Consider the following 16,894-nt stretch of genomic DNA (forward strand, 5'->3'; position numbering starts at 1 on the left):
AACCGTGCCGCCTGGGCTTTGAACCCAAGCGGCACGGTGGAGTCGTCGCGCGAAGCTCACCCCCGCGGGCGAGCGGAGCAAGACTAGTACGTGATGATCACGTCGTTGCCCCACAGGAACTGGCTGGCGTCGCTGCCATCGTCGTACGGCAGGAAGCCGTTCGTGTTGGCCGGACCGTCATACCAGTCCCAGCGAAGTTCCGAGCGGACCAGGACGTTCGCCGTGGCCTGGAAGTTCACGCCACCGGTGATCTCCCAGAAGTTGCCGGCGAACCCCGGGCCGTAATTGGCGAAGCGGGGCGAACCATTGGCGCTCTCGCCGACCAGGTTCATCACGCGGACGCCGTCGTTGTCGCGGAACCACTCGAAGCGACCACCGAGCTTCCAGCGATCGTTGATGCTGTAGAAGAGGTATTGGTTGACGCCGTACCAATTCGCGGTGCCACCGTTGGCGTTACCGCCTTGCTGGATACCATTGTCGTGCTGGATCACATAGGTCCAATCGCCGACGGATTTGCTACCCACGATGCTGTACATCGTGAGGTTGCTATCCTGGCCGCCCGAATCACCGGTCGTGATTCCGAAGGCCAACGAACCCCCCTCTTCGCCGGTGAACGTAACGCCACCGAGGAAGTCGAGATCGTCGTTGTTGTCTTCCCATACGTCCCAGCCGCGAGTAAAGCCGCCAGACACGCTGATTTTGTCAGACAGCGCGTACGACGCCAACACGCCGGTGTGGGTGAACGGCTCGCCGTATTGCATCGTATAGGCGTGCGAGAGGAAGAAATTGCCGGTCGCGGGCACCACTTCATAACCAATGATGGTGAAGAAGTGACCGATCTTGACGCTCAGGTCGTTGTAGCCGAACTCGGCGTACAACTGCGGCAAGGCCAGACCGTAGAAGCGCTGGCTGTTCCAGCGGTTGCCACCATCACCGGTGAGTTCCAGGCCCAGAGCCGGCGTGAAGCGCCAGTCCTGGCCGTAGATCGCGTCGAAGCGACCGCCCCAGGCGAAGCCGCAGCCTTCGGTGTCGGCCGATTTCTCGCCGTACAACCAGAGTTGGTTGAGCATGTAATCGTTCGAGCGGTCGTTGAACGTGACCGGGCCGTTGAAGCGATCGGCAGGGTTGTCCGGATTCCAGGTGAAGCTCTGATCGAGCCAGCCACCCAGGCTCAGACCGTGTGCGTCGAAGAAGCAGCAATCGAAGAGCTTCTTCGGGTCGCCCAGCTCGCAGCAACACGAGTCGCAGCAGCTATCGCACGAATTGCACGAGTCGCAGCTATCGCACGTGTTGCACGAGTCGCAACTGCCCCCGTAAGACGGGGCGGGCGCGGCCGCTGCACCCTCGGCCGCCGGCGGAGCAGGTTGCTCGTCCTCGGCGTAGTAGTCGTTGTACTCGTAGGCCACCTGGTTCACAGGCGCCGCCGCTCGCTGGGGTTGCACCTTGGCAGACTGGCCGTACGCCAATCCACACGGCAATCCAGCAATGGCAATCGCAATCGCCAACTTGGAAAGTCTCATGGGTCAAACTCCGAATCCTGCGGGGAATGATCTTTGCGCGGCGGGCTGTTTTTGCGACCAGGTTTGCGCGGCCGTCCTGGCCTTGATTGGCAGGGGTTCAATGCGGGGTGAAACTGCCCGGCCTAAGCTGGTCAATGGTCGTATCGGCCTCGCGAGTCGGCGCAATTGATCGGAAAACATGGCGAATGCTCGCCCTCACGCCCCCCGGAGCCCCGGTTTTGGGAAACCTTAACGGCTAACGAAACCCTGCTGCCCACCTTGCGGGGAAGGGGTTGGGGGGAAGCGGCTCATTCGGGGTTTTTACCCCGTGGCGCCACACAAGAACTGTCCGAGAAGACAGGGGATTTGGACCAAGACTACGGCCCAGAAAGGCCGACCGACCCCCGCGGTCACCCTTTTTACTGGGGCACGGGCGGCGAACGCGCCCCCCTATTTCGCCGCGCCCGCCGGCGACACGAGCTCGTCGAAGAGGGCCTCGACGAACGAGTCCGCGTCGAACAGCGTCAGATCTTCCGCCTGTTCGCCGACGCCGACATATTTGACCGGCAGATCCACCTCCTGGCGGATGGCGACGACCACGCCTCCCTTGGCGGTGCCGTCGAGCTTGGCCAACACGATGCCGCTGCACTGGACCGCGGCCGTGAAGTGCTTGGCCTGGCTAATGCCGTTCTGTCCCGTCGTCGCATCGAGCACCAACAGCGTCTCGTGCGGAGCGTCGGGCACGAGCTTGCCGATCACCCGGTGAATCTTGGTCAGCTCCTGCATCAGGTTCTGTTGCGTTTGCAGCCGCCCCGCCGTGTCGATGATGCAGACGTCCGCCTGCCGCTCGAGCGCCGTCGAGACCGCCCGGTGCGCCACGCTGGCCGGATCGCTCCCCGGCTCTCCCTTGACCAGGTCGACCCCCAGCCGCTGCGCCCAGATGCTCAACTGCTCGACCGCCGCGGCGCGGAACGTGTCGCCCGCCCCCAGCACCACCTGCTTGCCACTGGCCGAGAACATGCGGGCCAGCTTGGCGATCGACGTCGTCTTGCCGCTGCCATTGACCCCGGCCACCATGATGACGGTCGGCGGAGTGGCGGCAAAGCGAATCGGCTCCTCGGGCTGCTGCATCAGCCGCTTGAGCTTGGCCTTGATCGTGACCAGCACCTCCTCGATGTGGACGACGCGACCGCGGAAGTTCACCGCCACCTCGTCGACCGAGGCCTTCGCGGCGGCCACGCCCATGTCGGTCTTGACCAGAATCTCGAGCAGCTCGGCCAGGAAGGCCTCGTCGACGAGCCGACCTTCACGCTTGAACAGGTCGCGAATGTCGGTATTGAGCAGTTGCGTGGTCTTCTTCAGACCCTGCTTGAACTTGTCGAAGAATCCCATGCGCTCTCTGCCTTCCTGGCGCGCCCGGCAAGGGCGCGCGACTTACTTTTCCTGATGGCGCGCGAGGAACCGGTCGAGGATGCCGTTGACGAACTGGGCGCTATGGGCAGAACCGTAACGTTTGGCCAGCTCGACCGCTTCGTTGATCGCCACGCGATCGGGGGTCTCGGTATACAGTATTTCGAACGCGCCCAGCCGGAGCACATTGCGGTCGGTCGCCGCCATCCGCTCCAGGCTCCAGTTGTCGGCCGTCTTGCCGACCAGCTCGTCGAGCTCCTGCCGGTTGCGCCGCACCCCCGAGACCAGCGACCGCGCAAACTCGATCAGCTCGGGCTGCTTCAAGCGCTCCTGGAGGAACTGATCGGCGTCGTGCGGACTGGCGCCGGGATTCAGATCGTCCTGGAACAGGACTTGGAGCACTACTTCGCGCGCTCGACTTCGACGGGACATGAATCTTGGTGGGTGCGGGTGAGGCGCGAGGGTCGCTCGCCAGGAGGAACTCGCGCCGGAGCGGGCAGGCGGCGATCCTGCTCGAACCGCTCGCCGGGAGCCATCATGAGCCCGACGATAACCGGTTCAGCTTGCCGAGCAAGCCTACCATTTCCAAGGCGGCCGCGGCGCATTCGGCTCCCTTATTGCCTACGTTGCCGCCGGAACGGTGGATCGCCTGTTCGAGGGTATCGCAGGTGAGCAATCCGAACAAGACGGGTAGCTGGTAGGTTCGGCTCATCTCGGCCAATCCCAGGCTCACCGCTCGGTTGATGTGCTGATCGTGCGTCGTCTCGCCCCGGATGACCGCCCCCAGGCAAACGACAGCCGCGTGACCGCCCCCCCGGGCAAAGTACTCGGCCACCACCGGAATCTCGAAGGCGCCCGGCACCCACGCCACGTCGATCTGGCCGTCGGGCACTCCTTGCGCCCGTAGCGTGTCGACCGCCCCCCCGAGCAGACGTTTCGTGACAGTCTCGTTGTAGCGCGAGACGACGATCGCATACCGTCCGCTCGCGCCGTCGGCCGGATCTCCGCTGATTTCCTGGGGCATACGATTCCTTACGATCTGGCTGCCTGACTTCCCCGCGCCGCGGCTACGACTTCATGCTCATGAGGAACTCGGCATTGGTCTTCGTCTTCGCCAGACGGCTGACCAGCAGTTCCATGGCGTCGGGGGGATTCATGTCGTTCAACACGCGCCGCAGGATGCAGACGCGGCGGTGCTCTTCGGGATCCATGATCATCTCTTCGCGCCGCGTGCCGCTGCGATTGATGTCGATCGCCGGCCAGATGCGCTTGTCGACCAGCTTGCGGTCGAGCACCACCTCGAGATTGCCCGTCCCCTTGAACTCCTCGAAGATCACCTCGTCCATCTTGCTGCCCGTATCGATCAAGGCCGTGGCGATGATCGTGAGCGAGCCTCCCTCCTCGACCTTGCGCGCGGCGCCGAAGAAGCGTTTGGGCCGCTGCAGGGCATTCGCGTCGACGCCCCCCGAGAGAATCTTACCCGAATGCGGCACCTCGGAGTTCCACGCCCGCGCCAACCGCGTGATCGAATCGAGAAAGATGATCACGTCGCGGTGATACTCGACCATCCGCTTCGCCTTCTCGATCACCATCTCCGACACCTGGATGTGCCGCGCCGAAGGCTCGTCGAACGTCGAGCTGATCACCTCGCAATTCGGCCCCTTCACTTGACGTTCCATGTCGGTGACTTCTTCCGGGCGCTCGTCGATCAAGAGCATGATCACGTACACCTCGGGGTGATTGACGAGCACGCTCTTGGCCATGTTCTGCAGCAGGATCGTCTTGCCGGCGCGCGGCGGGCTGACGATCAGCCCGCGCTGCCCGAACCCGATCGGCGAGACCAGGTCCACCACGCGCATGTTGATTTCCTCGGGCGTCGTCTCGAGCACGACCCGGGCATCGGGATGCAAGGGGGTCAGGTCGTCGAAAAAGACCTTCGACGAGAGCAGATTCGGATCCTCGTAGTTGATCGCCTCGACCCGCAACAGCGCGAAATAGCGCTCGTTCTCCTTGGGCGGGCGAATCTGTCCCGACACCGTCGCCCCGGTGCGCAACCCGAAACGCCGAATCTGGCTCGGCGAAACGTAGATGTCGTCGGGGCACGAGAGATAGTGATAATCGGGGCTCCGCAGGAAGCCGAACCCGTCCGGCAGCACCTCGAGCGTCCCCTCGCCGTACATCAGGCCATTGAGCTTCACCCGCTCTTTCAGGATCTTGAAGATCAGATCCTGCTTCTTGATGCCCATGTAGTCGGTGAGATTCTCGCGGCGGGCCTCCTCGATAAGCTGCGGCATCGTCATCCGCTGCAGCTCGGCGATGTGGATATCCCCCTGCTTGATTTGTTCGTAGCGGTCGTCGGTATCGTCGCTCGCGAGGATGCCTTCTTCGGCGATCTCCTCGGCCAGCGACAGCGGCTCCGACTCGCCGTTCTCGTGCGCCCCATCCTGGGCGGACCGATGATCGTACGAGCGGCGCTCGGGACCGTGCTTGCCAGAGCGCTGCGGACGCGTAGGGCGGGTTTCGGACATGGCTGACGGCTCCTGACGTGGGGTGGGCGGACACGCTGAAGGTGTCCACGGAGGGGGAGTGTGTGTGGTGGTCGTCGTGCGGCTCGTTCGTCCGTTCGGGCGGGGCGCGAGATCGGCCTGCCAGCCAGGGTTGTCATCGCTCGCACGCCGTGCAGGGGCCTGGCGTGTCGCAGAACTCGACACGCCAGGCATTACAGCGACAGGCCCAGGCCCCGCCAGAATCGTTCGACTTGTGCCCGCGTTTCCTCAGGTGTTCCGGAATTGTCGATCGCCACGTCGGCCTTGGCACGCTTGGTATCGAGCGATACCTGGGCCGCCTCGCGACGCGCGAAATCTGCTTCGCTCCAGCCTCGCTGTCGGGCCCGCGCGAGACGCAATTCGCTCCGAGCGTCGACGTAAACCATCTTGTCGCAAATCTCGGACCAGCCCGCCTCGAGCATTACGGGGGCGTCGAGGACGATGGCCGGCACGTCTCGATCGTCGCGCGCCTGCTGCAGTTGGCTCACCAGCATCTCGCCGATGCGCGGGTGCGTCACCCCTTCGAGAAACTCCAGCTCGCGGCGAGCTTCGTCCGTCGGCTGAAACACGCGCTGCGCCACGGCCGCGCGGTTCACTTCTCCGGCATCGTCGAACACGTTGCTGCCCCAACGCTCGCGGAGCGCCGCCTTGACCTCGTCGAGCCGCAACACCGCGTGACCGGCACGATCGCCATCGAGCACCGTGGCGCCAAGGTCGGCGAACTGCCGAGCGACGAGGCTCTTGCCGCTCGCCACTCCGCCCATCAGGCCGATGACCGGCGCACGACGCGGCAGGGCCGCCGCGCCAGGCGCGAGAGCCTCAGCCGCACGGGGGCCGCTCGAGGAAACCTCGCTCATCGCTAGATATGCTTTCGTCGAATCACGGCGCTACCCGGGGTGCCGACGTCGCGGCGCGGGCGTGCCAGAGCCGAACACCATCGAAGGGAAAACGGAACGGTATGCGTGGATACGCCGGCGGGCGCACGATTCCTTTCGGCGACCGACGGGGCCCCGTGATGGGACACCGATCGGGTATGCGTCGTACGAACTCTCGAGGTGGGGGGAGCCAACCGACCGGTCGTCAGGCCCACGCCTCGACCTCGGACCAGTTGCGGCCCGATTTCAGATCAACTTTCAGGGGAACGTCCAGAGCCAGCACGCTGCTCATGTCACGCTCGACGAGTCGTGCCAGCGGCTCGAGCTCGCGCGACGGAACCTCGAAGACCAACTCGTCGTGAATCTGTAACAGCAGCTTCGCGGAGAATCCCTCTGCGGCAAGGTGCCGGTGGACCGTGATCATCGCCTGTTTGATCAGATCGGCCGCCGAGCCTTGGATCACCGTGTTGATGGCGGTCCGCTCGGGGAGATTCCGCTGGCGGCCGGGTTGCGGTCGAACACCGCTGATCGCCCGACGCCGCCCCATGATGGTTCTAACATACCCCTTGCCCCGGCATTCTTCCAGTAGATTCGTGAGAAATTCATCCACGCCGGGGTATCGGGCGAAGTACGCATCAATAAACGCCGCCGCCTCTTCCGGCGAGACGTCGATCTGTTTCGCCAGCCCAAACGCGCTCTGTCCGTAGATCACCCCGAAGTTCACCGCCTTCGCCTGGCGACGCATCTCCGGCGTGACCGACTCTTGCGGCACGTTGTGTACCTGCCCCGCCACCAGCGTGTGAATGTCCTCGTCGCGCTGGAACGCCGCGCACAGCGTCTCATCGCGCGAGAAATGCGCCAGCACGCGCAGTTCGATCTGCGAGTAATCGGCCGCCAGCAACAACCAGTCGTCGTGCCCCGGCAAAAACGCCGAACGGATCTCGCGCCCCGACTCGTTGCGAATCGGAATATTCTGCAGGTTGGGATCGCTCGAGCTGAGCCGCCCCGTCGCCGCGACGACCTGATTGAACGACGCGTGTACCCGACCCGTGCGCGGATTCACCATCGCCGGCAGGGCATCGACGTAGGTGTTCTTCAATTTCGAGTACTGTCGATACTCGATGATCTTCGCCGGCAACTCGTGCTGCCGCGCCAGTTCTTCCAGCACGTCGGCATCGGTGCTGGGGCCCGTCTTCGTGCGCTTCAACGTCGGCAACCCCTGCTCGGTGAACAGCACCTGCTGCAACTGCTTGGGCGACGCGATGTTGAATTCGTGGCCAGCAAGCTGATAAATCGCCCCCTCGAGCGTCGCCAGCCGCTCGCCGTATTGTCGACTCAACTCGGCCAGCCGCGCGGTATCGATCCGAATGCCGTTGAATTCCATCTCGGCCAGCACTTCGATCAGCGGCATCTCGAGCTCGCGAAAGATCGGTTCGAGATCTTGCTCGACCAGCTTGCCCGCGAGGATCGGTTGCAGACGCAGCGGCACGTCGGCATCCTCGGCCGCGTAATCGGTGATGAGTGACACTGGCACTTCGTCCATGCGCTTCTGCTGTTTGCCGCTGCCGATCAACTCCTCGATGCGAATCGTGCGATGCGCGAGATAACGCTCGGCCAACTCGTCGAGATTGTGATTCCGCTCGCCCGACTCGAGCAGGTAACTCGCCACCATCGTGTCGAAAGTAAGCCCCCGCAGGCACACGCCCGCCGCGCGCAGCACGAGCAGATCGTATTTCAGATTCTGTCCCAGCTTGCCGATCGCGGGGTTTTCGAAGATCGGCCGCAACGCCTCCAACGTCTCGTTGCCATCGAGGCATGGCTCGCCGTGCGGCGCGCACACCGGCACATAATACGCCTCGCCCGGCTCCCAGGCGAAGGAATACCCCACGATGTCCGCCTCGGTCGGGCGCACGCTGGTGGTCTCGGTGTCGACCGAGACCAACTTCTGCCGCGACATCTCGGCCACGAGCTGCGCGAGCGCTTCCGGCGTGGCGACGGTGTGATAGTCGGCCTCCCACGTCGAGCCCCTCTCCTCATCCGACAGACTGCGCACGCGTTCGGCAAAACTGTGAAAGCCCCAGCTCGTGAAGTGCGACAGGATCTCGGGCGCGTGCAGTTGTCCCGCCCGGCCGGCCGACCAGTCGATCGCGATCGGCACCTGGCGATCGAGCCGCACGAGCTCGCGACTCAGCAGCGCCTGCTCGCGATGATCCTTCAGCAACTGCCGACGCTTGGCGGCGCTGATCTCGTCCGCCCGTTCGAGCGCGGCATCGAGCGTGCCGAACTTTTCCAGGACCTCGGCGGCCGCCTTCGGGCCGATGCCCGGGATGCCCGGCACGTGATCGACCGAATCTCCCACCAGGGCCTGAAAGTCGACCACCTGCTCCGGCCGCACGTGCCAGTCGGCCGCCAGCGCCGTGGCGTCGTAGACCTGATCTTTCCGCACGTTGTAGACGCAGACGCGGTCCTCGATCAGTTGCCGGCAATCCTTGTCGCTCGTGACGAGCCGGCACTCCCCTCCCGATTCGGAGGTGATCCGCGCCACCGTCGCCAGGATATCGTCCGCCTCGAACGACTCGAGCTCGAGCACCGGCACGCCGAAGGCCGTCAGCATCTGCCGGATCTTGGGCAACTGCGGCACCAGTTCGTCGGGCATCTCGGCGCGATGCACCTTGTAGTCGCCGTACAACTCGTGCCGGAACGTCGGCCCCTTCATATCGAACGCGGCGAACAGATAGTCCGGCTTCTTCGTCTCCAGTAGAAAGAGGATGTCGCGGGTAAAGCCATACACCGCGTTGACCGCCTCTCCCTGCGGGCTGGTCATCGTCGGAATGGCATGGAACACCTGAAAGATCAGGGCGTTCGCATCGATGATGTAGACCGTCTTGCCCGTCAAATCCCCAGGGCCGGTGCCATCCCCCTCGGCCCCGATCGGCGCCCCTGCGGAAGTCGCCCGGGTGGCTGGCGGCGCCCCACCGGCGTACCCGATCGCCGCAGGTGGGGTAGCAGGCTCGACGACCGAGACTGTAGCTCGCGAGCGCTTCTTCGGGGGTGGGGCCGGAAGATCGTCATCCATTCCGGGCAGCGAGACTTGGCGGCGGCGGTCGTTCATCGTTCTGAATACGGCTCGTCTAGGGACGGAAACAAGGGGGTACGGAACGAGCCGCGTGGCGTCCGGCAAGCACTTGCGAACCGATCCTAGGGGGCATGCGCGCGGGGTGTCAAGCAGCCGGCTCCCCCTACAACCCGACGCGGAACAGCCTCGACCGTGGCACACGGCGTCAATTTCGTTGACACTCGGATCTGGGCTGTTTACGATCGACGTAGGTCGTTGATAGCGTTGATGTTTGGCTCGCCGCGGCGCCTTGGCGTCCCGCGCGGCCAGCCAGCGTCCATCTTGGCGAGATCTCCGTCGGAACAGAGACCGCCCCAACGCGTCGATTTTCTCGCGCAGGCACGCAGTCTTGCTGCGCCGCAATTCGAGGCTTCGAGATCACCATGGCAGCCAGCGAAAACCAGGGTCTACAGATTGCCCTGATCGTCTTCGTGATCCTCACGATCATCCTGACCGTGACGACATTCATCTTTTACCGCCAGGCGGACAGCTACCGCGTGCAATCGGAAAAAGATAAGGCCGACGCCGCCACGGCGAGCACGAATCAGCGCGCTGCCGAGAGCGAGAACGCCGAGCTGAAAAACATGCTCGGCTTCGAGCCGACCACGAAGGTCGACGAGTTGAAGACGACGTTTGCCAACGACATGAAGGCCTTCGCCGGCACCTTCCCCCCCGAACGACAATTCTACCGCCCCGCGCTCGAGTACCTCGTCACGTCTCTGCGCGACACCCAGACCAGCCTGGCCGATGAAAAGGTCGTCACGACCGATCTCTCGACGCGCAACGAAACCCGCGAGCAAACCAAGGAAACGCAAATCGCCGAGCATCGCGCCGCCGTCGAGCAGGCCAAGAGCGATGTTTCGAACGTCACCGCCGAATACCAGCAGGATCGCGAGAAGCTGCAGCGGCAGAATGCCGACCTCGCGCAGCAAAAGGCCAAGTCGGACGAAGACTTGAAAAACCTCCGCGCCCAGCTCGCCGCCGACGTGAAGAAGCTGACCGACGAACTGCACGACACGCGCCTGCTGCTGGCCGACACTCAACGCAAGCTCGCCGACTTGACGAATGAAACCTTCGCCACCGCCGACGGCCGCATCATCGACGTCAATCAACGCAGCGGTACCGTGTGGATCAATCTGGGCAGCCAGGACGACCTGCGACAACAAGTCACCTTCAGCGTCTTCGGTCCCGATGAGCACAACGTCAACCGCACCAAGCGCAAGGGCAGCATCGAGGTGATCGCGATCCTGGGCTCGCACATGGCCGAGGCCCGCATCGTCGACGATAGCGTGACCGATCCCCTCTTGCCGGGAGACAAGATCTATACACCGCTGTGGCACCCGGGCCGCATGGAACGCTTCGCCCTGGCCGGCTTCATGGATCTGGACAACGACGGCTCGAGCGACCGCCAGATGGTCCGCGATCTGATCACCATGAGCGGCGGCAAGATCGACGCCGAGGTCGACGACGCGGGGGTCCGCACCGGGCAGATGTCGATCGACACCCGCTTCCTCGTGATCGGCGCCGAACGCGACTCCGTCAATGCCGAGTTGGGCAGGATTCAAGGCGAGGCGACCAATCTGGGCGTCGAGAAAATCACCCTCGACAAGTTCCTCGACCACATCGGCTGGAAGGACACGAAGCGTCTGCTTCGCTACGGGGTGACCGAACCGGGGCGTTTCTCGCCCGGACCTGCCGATGGTGGCGCACCCAGTTCGTCAGGGAACGTCACCGAGCGTTTCAAGAAACGTCCACCGCGCTCGAAGCCGGTGACCACGCCGTAGCGATCTCGCGGCCTACAGTCCGGCTCGCGACGTCGTTCCGCTCGACGGCCGACGGCGCTCGTTCGTCGTCTCGCGCGACACGACCCCCGGCTCGGCAAAGAGCCGATCCCGCAGCGACGCATAGCGCCCCTGTTGCGATTTGAGCGCCGGCCCCAGGCTGGCGGCTTCAAACCGCTCGGGTTCGAGAAATAACCGTGCCGGATCGGCCAGGCGTTGCTGCCGGGCCAATTGATCGAGCAGCCGCCGGCTGGCATGGTCGAGCCCGTGCGCCCGGCACAACGCTCGAAACAGGGCCCGTGGGTTGTTCTGCTGCCGACCACTTCCGGCACGTACCTGACGTGCCCACAGCGCCAACGCGGCCAATCCCGCCACGGCCAGCGTCAGCAGCACGAAATGGGTCGCATTCCAGCGGCTACCCCCGCCACCGACCTGACGCGTCAGTTGCTCGAACCAGCCGATCCGCGCCCAAAGCAGGCTCGATCCCAGCAGCTCATTCATGGGCGGGCTCCTCGATCTGCTGGCCGTTGCCACCGGGCGTAAACTCGAGCGGCGTGCTGAAACATTGCAGGCTCCGCTCGGCAGCCTCCTGCACCAGCGGACTCGAATCGGCCAGCGCCGCTTCCAGGGCCTGCTGAGCCGCCGGAGTCACGCTCTGAGCCAACGCCGTCGCCGCCTCGATCCGCACGACGTAATCCTCGTCTTCCAAAAGCTCGATCACCGCTTCTTCCACCTCGGACACCACGCCGATCGTGCTGGACACGTCGATCGCCCGCAAACGCCTCGTGCGGGCGGGCGAATTCAACTCCTTCAACAATAGCGGTACCGTGTCGAGGTCCGCCTTGCGCACCAGCATGCCCGTGCTGTGCCGCGCCCGCTCGTCCAGCGTGTCGTACGCCGCCATGAAACGCGGGAAAGAAAATTCCCCCAGATTTTCGCGCGCCGCCTGTTGGACTACCGCGTGCGGGCTGTCGAGCAGATCGATCAAATGCTGCAGCGCCCCGGGCACACCGCGGCTGCGTAACTGACGCGCCCCCTGCGCCTGCACCTCGGGATCGAAGTCTCCCAGCGCGGCCAGCGCCAACACGTCGGCGTCGGGACCCGAGAATTCGGCCAGCGCCATCGTGGCCGCGCGACGGCCGAGCGGCTTTCCCTTGACGAGCAAATGCTCGATCACCTGGAAGACGCGCGTGCGATTCACGCCCGACCAGAGCAGCAACTTCATCGCGTTCTGCTGGCCGATCTCGTCCAGCCGATCCAGCGCCGTCCCCTCGAGATCGAGCCACGGAAACAGCTCGATGCGTTTCAAGTTCTGCTGGGCGACGGCCGACGAGTCATCGCCGACCTTGTCCAGCAGATGCTCGACGAACTTGCGATCCGAGCGCCGCGCCAGCACGTTGAGCACCGCCAGCGGCGGACGGGGATCGTCGAGGAAGCTGAGAATCAAGCGGCTGACGCCGCCGTGATGGTTTTCGGCCAGGGCATCGATCAACGGCAGATAGCTGCTCTGGTGCGGCTCCATCAAGATCTGCTTGAGGGTCGCGTTCTCGCGATGCACCAGGATCAGGAAGGCGTCGAGCACCTCGCGGCGCTGATGACGCGAGTAGCGTCGCACGGCCGGCTCGAGGCTCCCCACCACGTTGCGGCGCACGACCTGCGGATCGCGGCGGTTGCCATAGTCGCGCGGCGCGGCCAGCTCTTCGTACAGCAGCTCGGCCAGCTCGAGCACCGTCTGCGCCGCGCGATCGGCGTTCGGATTGCTCGTGTCTTCCAGCGCTGCCACGAGCTGCCCCATCAGGCTGTACTCGCGCTGCCAGACGATCGCCTTGCAGGCGTTCTCGAACAATTGCGTATCGCGACTGTTGATCGCGTCGCGTAGCGCTTCGAGCATGCGGCCGGGACGCTGCTCGATGATGCCCCGCCAGCGGCCGTCGACCGTGTGCAGCCGCTTCAGAATCTCGCGCTGCGCGACGGGACTGTGGCGATCGAGCAGCGCGCGCAGCGCCCCCGATTGGATCGACCAACGGCGCGAATCGAGCGCCGGCATCAAGGCGCGTGTCGCGGCCTCGTTGCGCGTCTTGGTCAGCAATTCGAGCGTGGTCTTGAGACCTTCACTCACGTTCGTGCAGCTCGCGAGAAAAGATATTCGGCGTCATCCGCACACGTGGACGACCGCAGAAATCTAGGACAAGCCGAGCGCAAAGCCAGCCGCCGACCAGATGTTACTCTCCGCGTGCCGACTTGCTTTTCGTCTCCCGGCAACGGACACTGGAAGGTAGGAGTTGCCGCCACGCGCGACGCAAGTCGAAGCGGGCTTATGAGTTCGCGTTCTCCGACCCACCGCTCCCCCCGCGACACCGAGTTCCGATCATGCCGAATGCTCCCACCGCGCCAGATCTGCTGAATCGCGAGTTCTTGCAGATTCGTGCAAAGCTACTGGAGCTGGCTGCCGCCTTCGACCGCATTGGCCGTGCGCCGGGGAGCATTGTCGACGATCCGCGCCTCGTGCAAGTCCACCGGGCGCTCGAGATTCTGAACAGCGAAAACCCGCATCGCGCCGAGCAGATCCAGCAGATCTTCTCCCGCGAGTATGATCCCGCGTGGCGCGAACAGTTTGGTCTCTAAGCAACGCGCTCCCATCCCTTTTCGACTCCACCACGATTCACGAGCGAACGACAGACCTGCCTCATGTACTACCTCGATCCGCACATTCACATGGTCTCGCGCGTGACCGACGACTACGAGACCCTGGCCAAGATGGGCTGCGTCGCCATGAGCGAGCCCGCCTTCTGGGCCGGCTTCGACCGGGGTAGCGTCGATGGCTTTCGCGACTACTTCCGCCAGCTCACCGAATTCGAGCCGCAACGCGCCGGCTGGTATGGCATCGAGCACTACACCTGGCTCTGCATCAACGCCAAAGAGGCCGAAAACGTCCGCCTCTCGCGTGAAGTCATCGCCATGATTCCCGAGTTCCTCGATCGCCCCGGCGTCCTCGGCATCGGCGAGATCGGGCTGAACAAGAACACCCGCAACGAGGCCACGATCTTTCTCGAGCACATCGATCTGGCCATGCGGACCGATGAACAGATCCTGATTCACACGCCCCACCTGGAAGACAAGTACCAGGGAACCAGGATGATTCTCGATATGCTCACCGGCGATCGCCGCATCGATCGCAGCCGGGTGCTGGTCGATCATGTCGAGGAGCACACGATTCGTCCCGTGCTCGACGCCGGCTTCTGGGCCGGCATGACGTTGTATCCCGTCTCGAAATGCACGCCCGAGCGGGCCGTCGACATGATCGAGTTGTACGGCCCCGAGCGCCTGCTGGTGAATTCCGCTGGCGACTGGGGGCCTTCAAAACCGACCGCCGTCCCCGATTTCATTCTCGCCATGCGCAAGCGCGGTCACAGCGAAGCGGCCATTCGCCGCGTGGTCTACGAGAACCCGCTGCAGTTCTTCAGCCAGAGCCGCAACTTCCGCTTCAAACCGCCGGAAGTGCCCGAATTGGCCGGCCTCTAACCCGCATTTCTCATAGCGCAGGTTGCTTTCGTCGGGGCGCGGGCTGGGGTGAGGCAGAGGGGGGGTGGGGATGCAGGGGGCGGGCGTTGGTTGGCGGTTGTCGAAGGCTGTCGCGCCACCCGTTGGCAGAGTTGATGCGCCGCCGGCGCAGACCCTCTTCGACGTAGCCCGCGGCGGCGTCAGCACCCGGCGGTTGAGTGTGCTCTTGCCCGCTCAGGGCGCCCCCGTCGCAGGCCGCTCGACTTCATGGCGCACGAGCAATGACCATGGTCAGTATCTTTCAACTAACAAAAACAACCAGGCTTCTCCTGGCGCACCAACGGCCCGACGCGGAGTGGCAGACAAGAGCTTTCTCGAACAGCCCTCAATCCCCATCAACAATCACTGGTGTGGCGAACTCGATTGATTGTCAGGTACGGGGCTGCCTGATCTACGCCGGTTGCTCGCCGATGGCCAGCGCCAGGAGCAGCGCCACGGTGCTGGCGGCGTTGAGCGACATGTGCAGCGCAAGGCCCGGCCAGATGCGGTGTGTGCGCGAGTAGAGATATCCCAGACTCAGGGCCAGGATGAAGATCGGCACGGGATCGGGGCCGTGCCCGGCGTGCAGCGCGGCGAAAATCACCGACGAAATCAGAATGGGCACTAGCCCCACGGGCAGACGGCGCGGTTCGTCGACGTCCTGGGCGCTGAACCGCTCGAGCCAGCCCTGCAGGAAGACGCGGATGATGAGCTCTTCGGTCAGCGGCGCCACGATCACGATCAGGAACGAGAGGGTCGCCAGCATGAACGGCGTCGGTTTTTCCTCGATCAGCTCGAGCATCGGGTGTTGTCCCGGAAAGATGTACTGCAGCAACCCCTGCAGCGCATAGACCGGTGGCGCGATCGCCACGAAGGCCAACACACCCAGGCGCAGGTCGGAGCCAAGACGTTCCGTCGAAAAGCCGAAGTCGTTCCACGTGGCGCCGGAACTGCGTTTGAGAAATGCCAGGGCCAACAGCGGCCCTAGCAGGCGGCCGATCAGCAGCGGCGGCACATCGTCGAACGAGATGCCCGCGGCCGAGCCGGCCTCGCTCTCCTCTTGAACCAGCGGCATCGCGACGCCGGGGACTTCGTGAATCGTGCGTGCGTCGGGCGCGCGAATATCGATCGGGAGAGCGCCGTCGCCGGGCGAGCGACCCGGATTCAGCCAGTAGGCGGCCACGGCGGTCGTCCCCTCGGTCGCGGCCAGGATCAACAGCACGACGAGCAGGTCGAGCACGCTCCAGGGGACCGGCGTGCGCGGCTCGAATGGCACCGCGGGCACGCCGCGGCGCCACGAGCGGCGGCATGCGCCCCAAACCATGATCGAGCCGACCACGATCGAGATCATCGCCGCGAGCAGCAACAGACTGGCGAACGCGGCGGGCATCATCTCGGGCTGCACGCTAGCAAACTCCGACGAGTGGCACCGGCCGCCGGCCGGCGGAGAGTGGATATAGAATCGCGAGCGAGCATCTTGCCCAGGCTGGCAGCCTGGGCCTCGGGTAGCCAGGAATGCCTGCCACTACGACATCAGCCGCACGGCCGCTCGCACGTAGGCCACGCCCGAGTAAATGGTCAGCACGATGGCTGTCCAGGCCGTAATCAGCACGGCATACGACGTGATTTCTTCGATCCCCCCCGCGGGTCCTTCGCGCTGCTGCAGCAGGTAGAGATAGAAGAGCGACAATCCCGCCGCGAGGCATTGGACGAGCATCTTCAGCTTGCCCGACATGGCGGCGGAGAAATCTTTGCCCTGCTGTTCGAGAAAGCTGCGCAGCGCCGTGACGAGCAACTCGCGCACGACGACGACGACGGCCATCCAGGCGGCGATGCCCGAGCCGGGAATCGATCCCAGGAAGATGAACGTGCCGCAGACGATCACCTTGTCGACGATCGGATCGAGGATGCGCCCCAGCACGGTCACCAAGCCATATTTGCGGGCAAAGTAGCCATCGAGCCAATCGGTCGAGGCGGCCACGATGAACGTGATCGTCGACGCGAGATACCACCCGAACGCAATCAGCACGAACAGCACGATCGACAGCACCAGCCGCGCGATGGTCAACTGGTTCGGCAGATTGAAGACGGTCGTGCCGGGTGGTTGGGTGGTGGTCGTCATGATCGC

General features: G+C 64.2%; 14 protein-coding genes. 3 read left to right on the plus strand and 11 right to left on the minus strand.

All coding sequences use genetic code 11. The features are described from left to right. Nucleotides 1–83: 83 nt before the first annotated feature. From KF708_06255 to polA, 7 genes are all read right to left on the minus strand, one after another. Nucleotides 84–1,520 (minus strand): porin, encoded by a 1,437-nt coding sequence (locus tag KF708_06255; GenBank protein MBX3412303.1) that lies wholly within the window; start codon nucleotides 1,518–1,520, stop codon nucleotides 84–86. 429 nt (nucleotides 1,521–1,949) lie between these two features. Next, the gene (gene ftsY / locus KF708_06260) at nucleotides 1,950–2,891 is read right to left on the minus strand and encodes a signal recognition particle-docking protein FtsY (GenBank protein MBX3412304.1); all 942 of its coding nucleotides are present in this window, start codon (nucleotides 2,889–2,891) and stop codon (nucleotides 1,950–1,952) included. 42 nt (nucleotides 2,892–2,933) lie between these two features. After that, nucleotides 2,934–3,341: a transcription antitermination factor NusB gene (gene nusB, locus KF708_06265; protein MBX3412305.1), complete on the minus strand. Its 408-nt coding sequence runs from the start codon at nucleotides 3,339–3,341 to the stop codon at nucleotides 2,934–2,936. A 103-nt stretch (nucleotides 3,342–3,444) separates the two neighbouring features. After that, entirely contained in the window at nucleotides 3,445–3,933 is a 489-nt protein-coding gene (locus KF708_06270) for a 6,7-dimethyl-8-ribityllumazine synthase (GenBank protein ID MBX3412306.1), read from the minus strand. Nucleotides 3,934–3,976: 43 nt separating this feature from the next. Further along, nucleotides 3,977–5,437: a transcription termination factor Rho gene (rho, locus tag KF708_06275; GenBank protein ID MBX3412307.1), complete on the minus strand. Its 1,461-nt coding sequence runs from the start codon at nucleotides 5,435–5,437 to the stop codon at nucleotides 3,977–3,979. 191 nt (nucleotides 5,438–5,628) lie between these two features. Then, nucleotides 5,629–6,312 (minus strand): dephospho-CoA kinase, encoded by a 684-nt coding sequence (gene coaE, locus KF708_06280; GenBank protein MBX3412308.1) that lies wholly within the window; start codon nucleotides 6,310–6,312, stop codon nucleotides 5,629–5,631. 223 nt (nucleotides 6,313–6,535) lie between these two features. Next, complete coding sequence (gene polA, locus KF708_06285) at nucleotides 6,536–9,406, minus strand: DNA polymerase I (GenBank protein MBX3412309.1); 2,871 nt, start codon at nucleotides 9,404–9,406, stop codon at nucleotides 6,536–6,538. A gap of 422 nt (nucleotides 9,407–9,828) precedes the next feature. On the opposite strand from polA, the gene KF708_06290 reads away from it, so the two are divergent. Then, on the plus strand, nucleotides 9,829–11,229 hold the full coding sequence (locus KF708_06290; protein ID MBX3412310.1) for a hypothetical protein: 1,401 nt from the start codon (nucleotides 9,829–9,831) through the stop codon (nucleotides 11,227–11,229). 12 nt (nucleotides 11,230–11,241) lie between these two features. On the opposite strand, the gene KF708_06295 is transcribed toward KF708_06290, so the two are convergent. Together KF708_06295 and KF708_06300 are read right to left on the minus strand one after the other, a co-directional pair. After that, on the minus strand, nucleotides 11,242–11,727 hold the full coding sequence (locus KF708_06295) for a hypothetical protein (protein MBX3412311.1): 486 nt from the start codon (nucleotides 11,725–11,727) through the stop codon (nucleotides 11,242–11,244). Beyond that, complete coding sequence (locus tag KF708_06300) at nucleotides 11,720–13,345, minus strand: HEAT repeat domain-containing protein (GenBank protein MBX3412312.1); 1,626 nt, start codon at nucleotides 13,343–13,345, stop codon at nucleotides 11,720–11,722. The genes KF708_06295 and KF708_06300 overlap by 8 nt, the downstream gene beginning before the upstream one ends. Before the next feature lie 251 nt (nucleotides 13,346–13,596). Here KF708_06300 and KF708_06305 point away from each other — a divergent pair, with 251 nt between their 5' ends. Continuing rightward, entirely contained in the window at nucleotides 13,597–13,851 is a 255-nt protein-coding gene (locus tag KF708_06305; GenBank protein MBX3412313.1) for a hypothetical protein, read from the plus strand. Between the two features lie 63 nt (nucleotides 13,852–13,914). Beyond that, the gene (locus KF708_06310) at nucleotides 13,915–14,748 is read left to right on the plus strand and encodes a TatD family hydrolase (GenBank protein ID MBX3412314.1); all 834 of its coding nucleotides are present in this window, start codon (nucleotides 13,915–13,917) and stop codon (nucleotides 14,746–14,748) included. A gap of 430 nt (nucleotides 14,749–15,178) precedes the next feature. Here KF708_06310 and KF708_06315 read toward each other — a convergent pair whose 3' ends face one another. Both KF708_06315 and pgsA read right to left on the minus strand, forming a co-directional pair. Further along, nucleotides 15,179–16,171 (minus strand): CPBP family intramembrane metalloprotease, encoded by a 993-nt coding sequence (locus tag KF708_06315; protein ID MBX3412315.1) that lies wholly within the window; start codon nucleotides 16,169–16,171, stop codon nucleotides 15,179–15,181. Nucleotides 16,172–16,291: 120 nt separating this feature from the next. After that, nucleotides 16,292–16,888: a CDP-diacylglycerol--glycerol-3-phosphate 3-phosphatidyltransferase gene (pgsA, locus tag KF708_06320; GenBank protein MBX3412316.1), complete on the minus strand. Its 597-nt coding sequence runs from the start codon at nucleotides 16,886–16,888 to the stop codon at nucleotides 16,292–16,294. Nucleotides 16,889–16,894 lie beyond the last annotated feature (6 nt).

The organism is Pirellulales bacterium, from assembly GCA_019636335.1.
Classification (GTDB): Bacteria; Planctomycetota; Planctomycetia; order Pirellulales; family JAEUIK01; genus JAHBXR01.

Bases quoted from the DNA above. Each gene is read 5' to 3' on its own strand.
- KF708_06255 (MBX3412303.1), bottom strand. From the start codon at position 1,520: ATGAGACTTTCCAAGTTGGCGATTGCGATTGCCATTGCTGGATTGCCG.
- KF708_06290 (MBX3412310.1), top strand. From the start codon at position 9,829: ATGGCAGCCAGCGAAAACCAGGGTCTACAGATTGCCCTGATCGTCTTC.
- KF708_06295 (MBX3412311.1), bottom strand. From the start codon at position 11,727: ATGAATGAGCTGCTGGGATCGAGCCTGCTTTGGGCGCGGATCGGCTGG.
- KF708_06310 (MBX3412314.1), top strand. From the start codon at position 13,915: ATGTACTACCTCGATCCGCACATTCACATGGTCTCGCGCGTGACCGAC.
- KF708_06305 (MBX3412313.1), top strand. From the start codon at position 13,597: ATGCCGAATGCTCCCACCGCGCCAGATCTGCTGAATCGCGAGTTCTTG.
- rho (MBX3412307.1), bottom strand. From the start codon at position 5,437: ATGTCCGAAACCCGCCCTACGCGTCCGCAGCGCTCTGGCAAGCACGGT.
- KF708_06270 (MBX3412306.1), bottom strand. From the start codon at position 3,933: ATGCCCCAGGAAATCAGCGGAGATCCGGCCGACGGCGCGAGCGGACGG.
- ftsY (MBX3412304.1), bottom strand. From the start codon at position 2,891: ATGGGATTCTTCGACAAGTTCAAGCAGGGTCTGAAGAAGACCACGCAA.
- nusB (MBX3412305.1), bottom strand. From the start codon at position 3,341: ATGTCCCGTCGAAGTCGAGCGCGCGAAGTAGTGCTCCAAGTCCTGTTC.
- pgsA (MBX3412316.1), bottom strand. From the start codon at position 16,888: ATGACGACCACCACCCAACCACCCGGCACGACCGTCTTCAATCTGCCG.
- coaE (MBX3412308.1), bottom strand. From the start codon at position 6,312: ATGAGCGAGGTTTCCTCGAGCGGCCCCCGTGCGGCTGAGGCTCTCGCG.
- polA (MBX3412309.1), bottom strand. From the start codon at position 9,406: ATGGATGACGATCTTCCGGCCCCACCCCCGAAGAAGCGCTCGCGAGCT.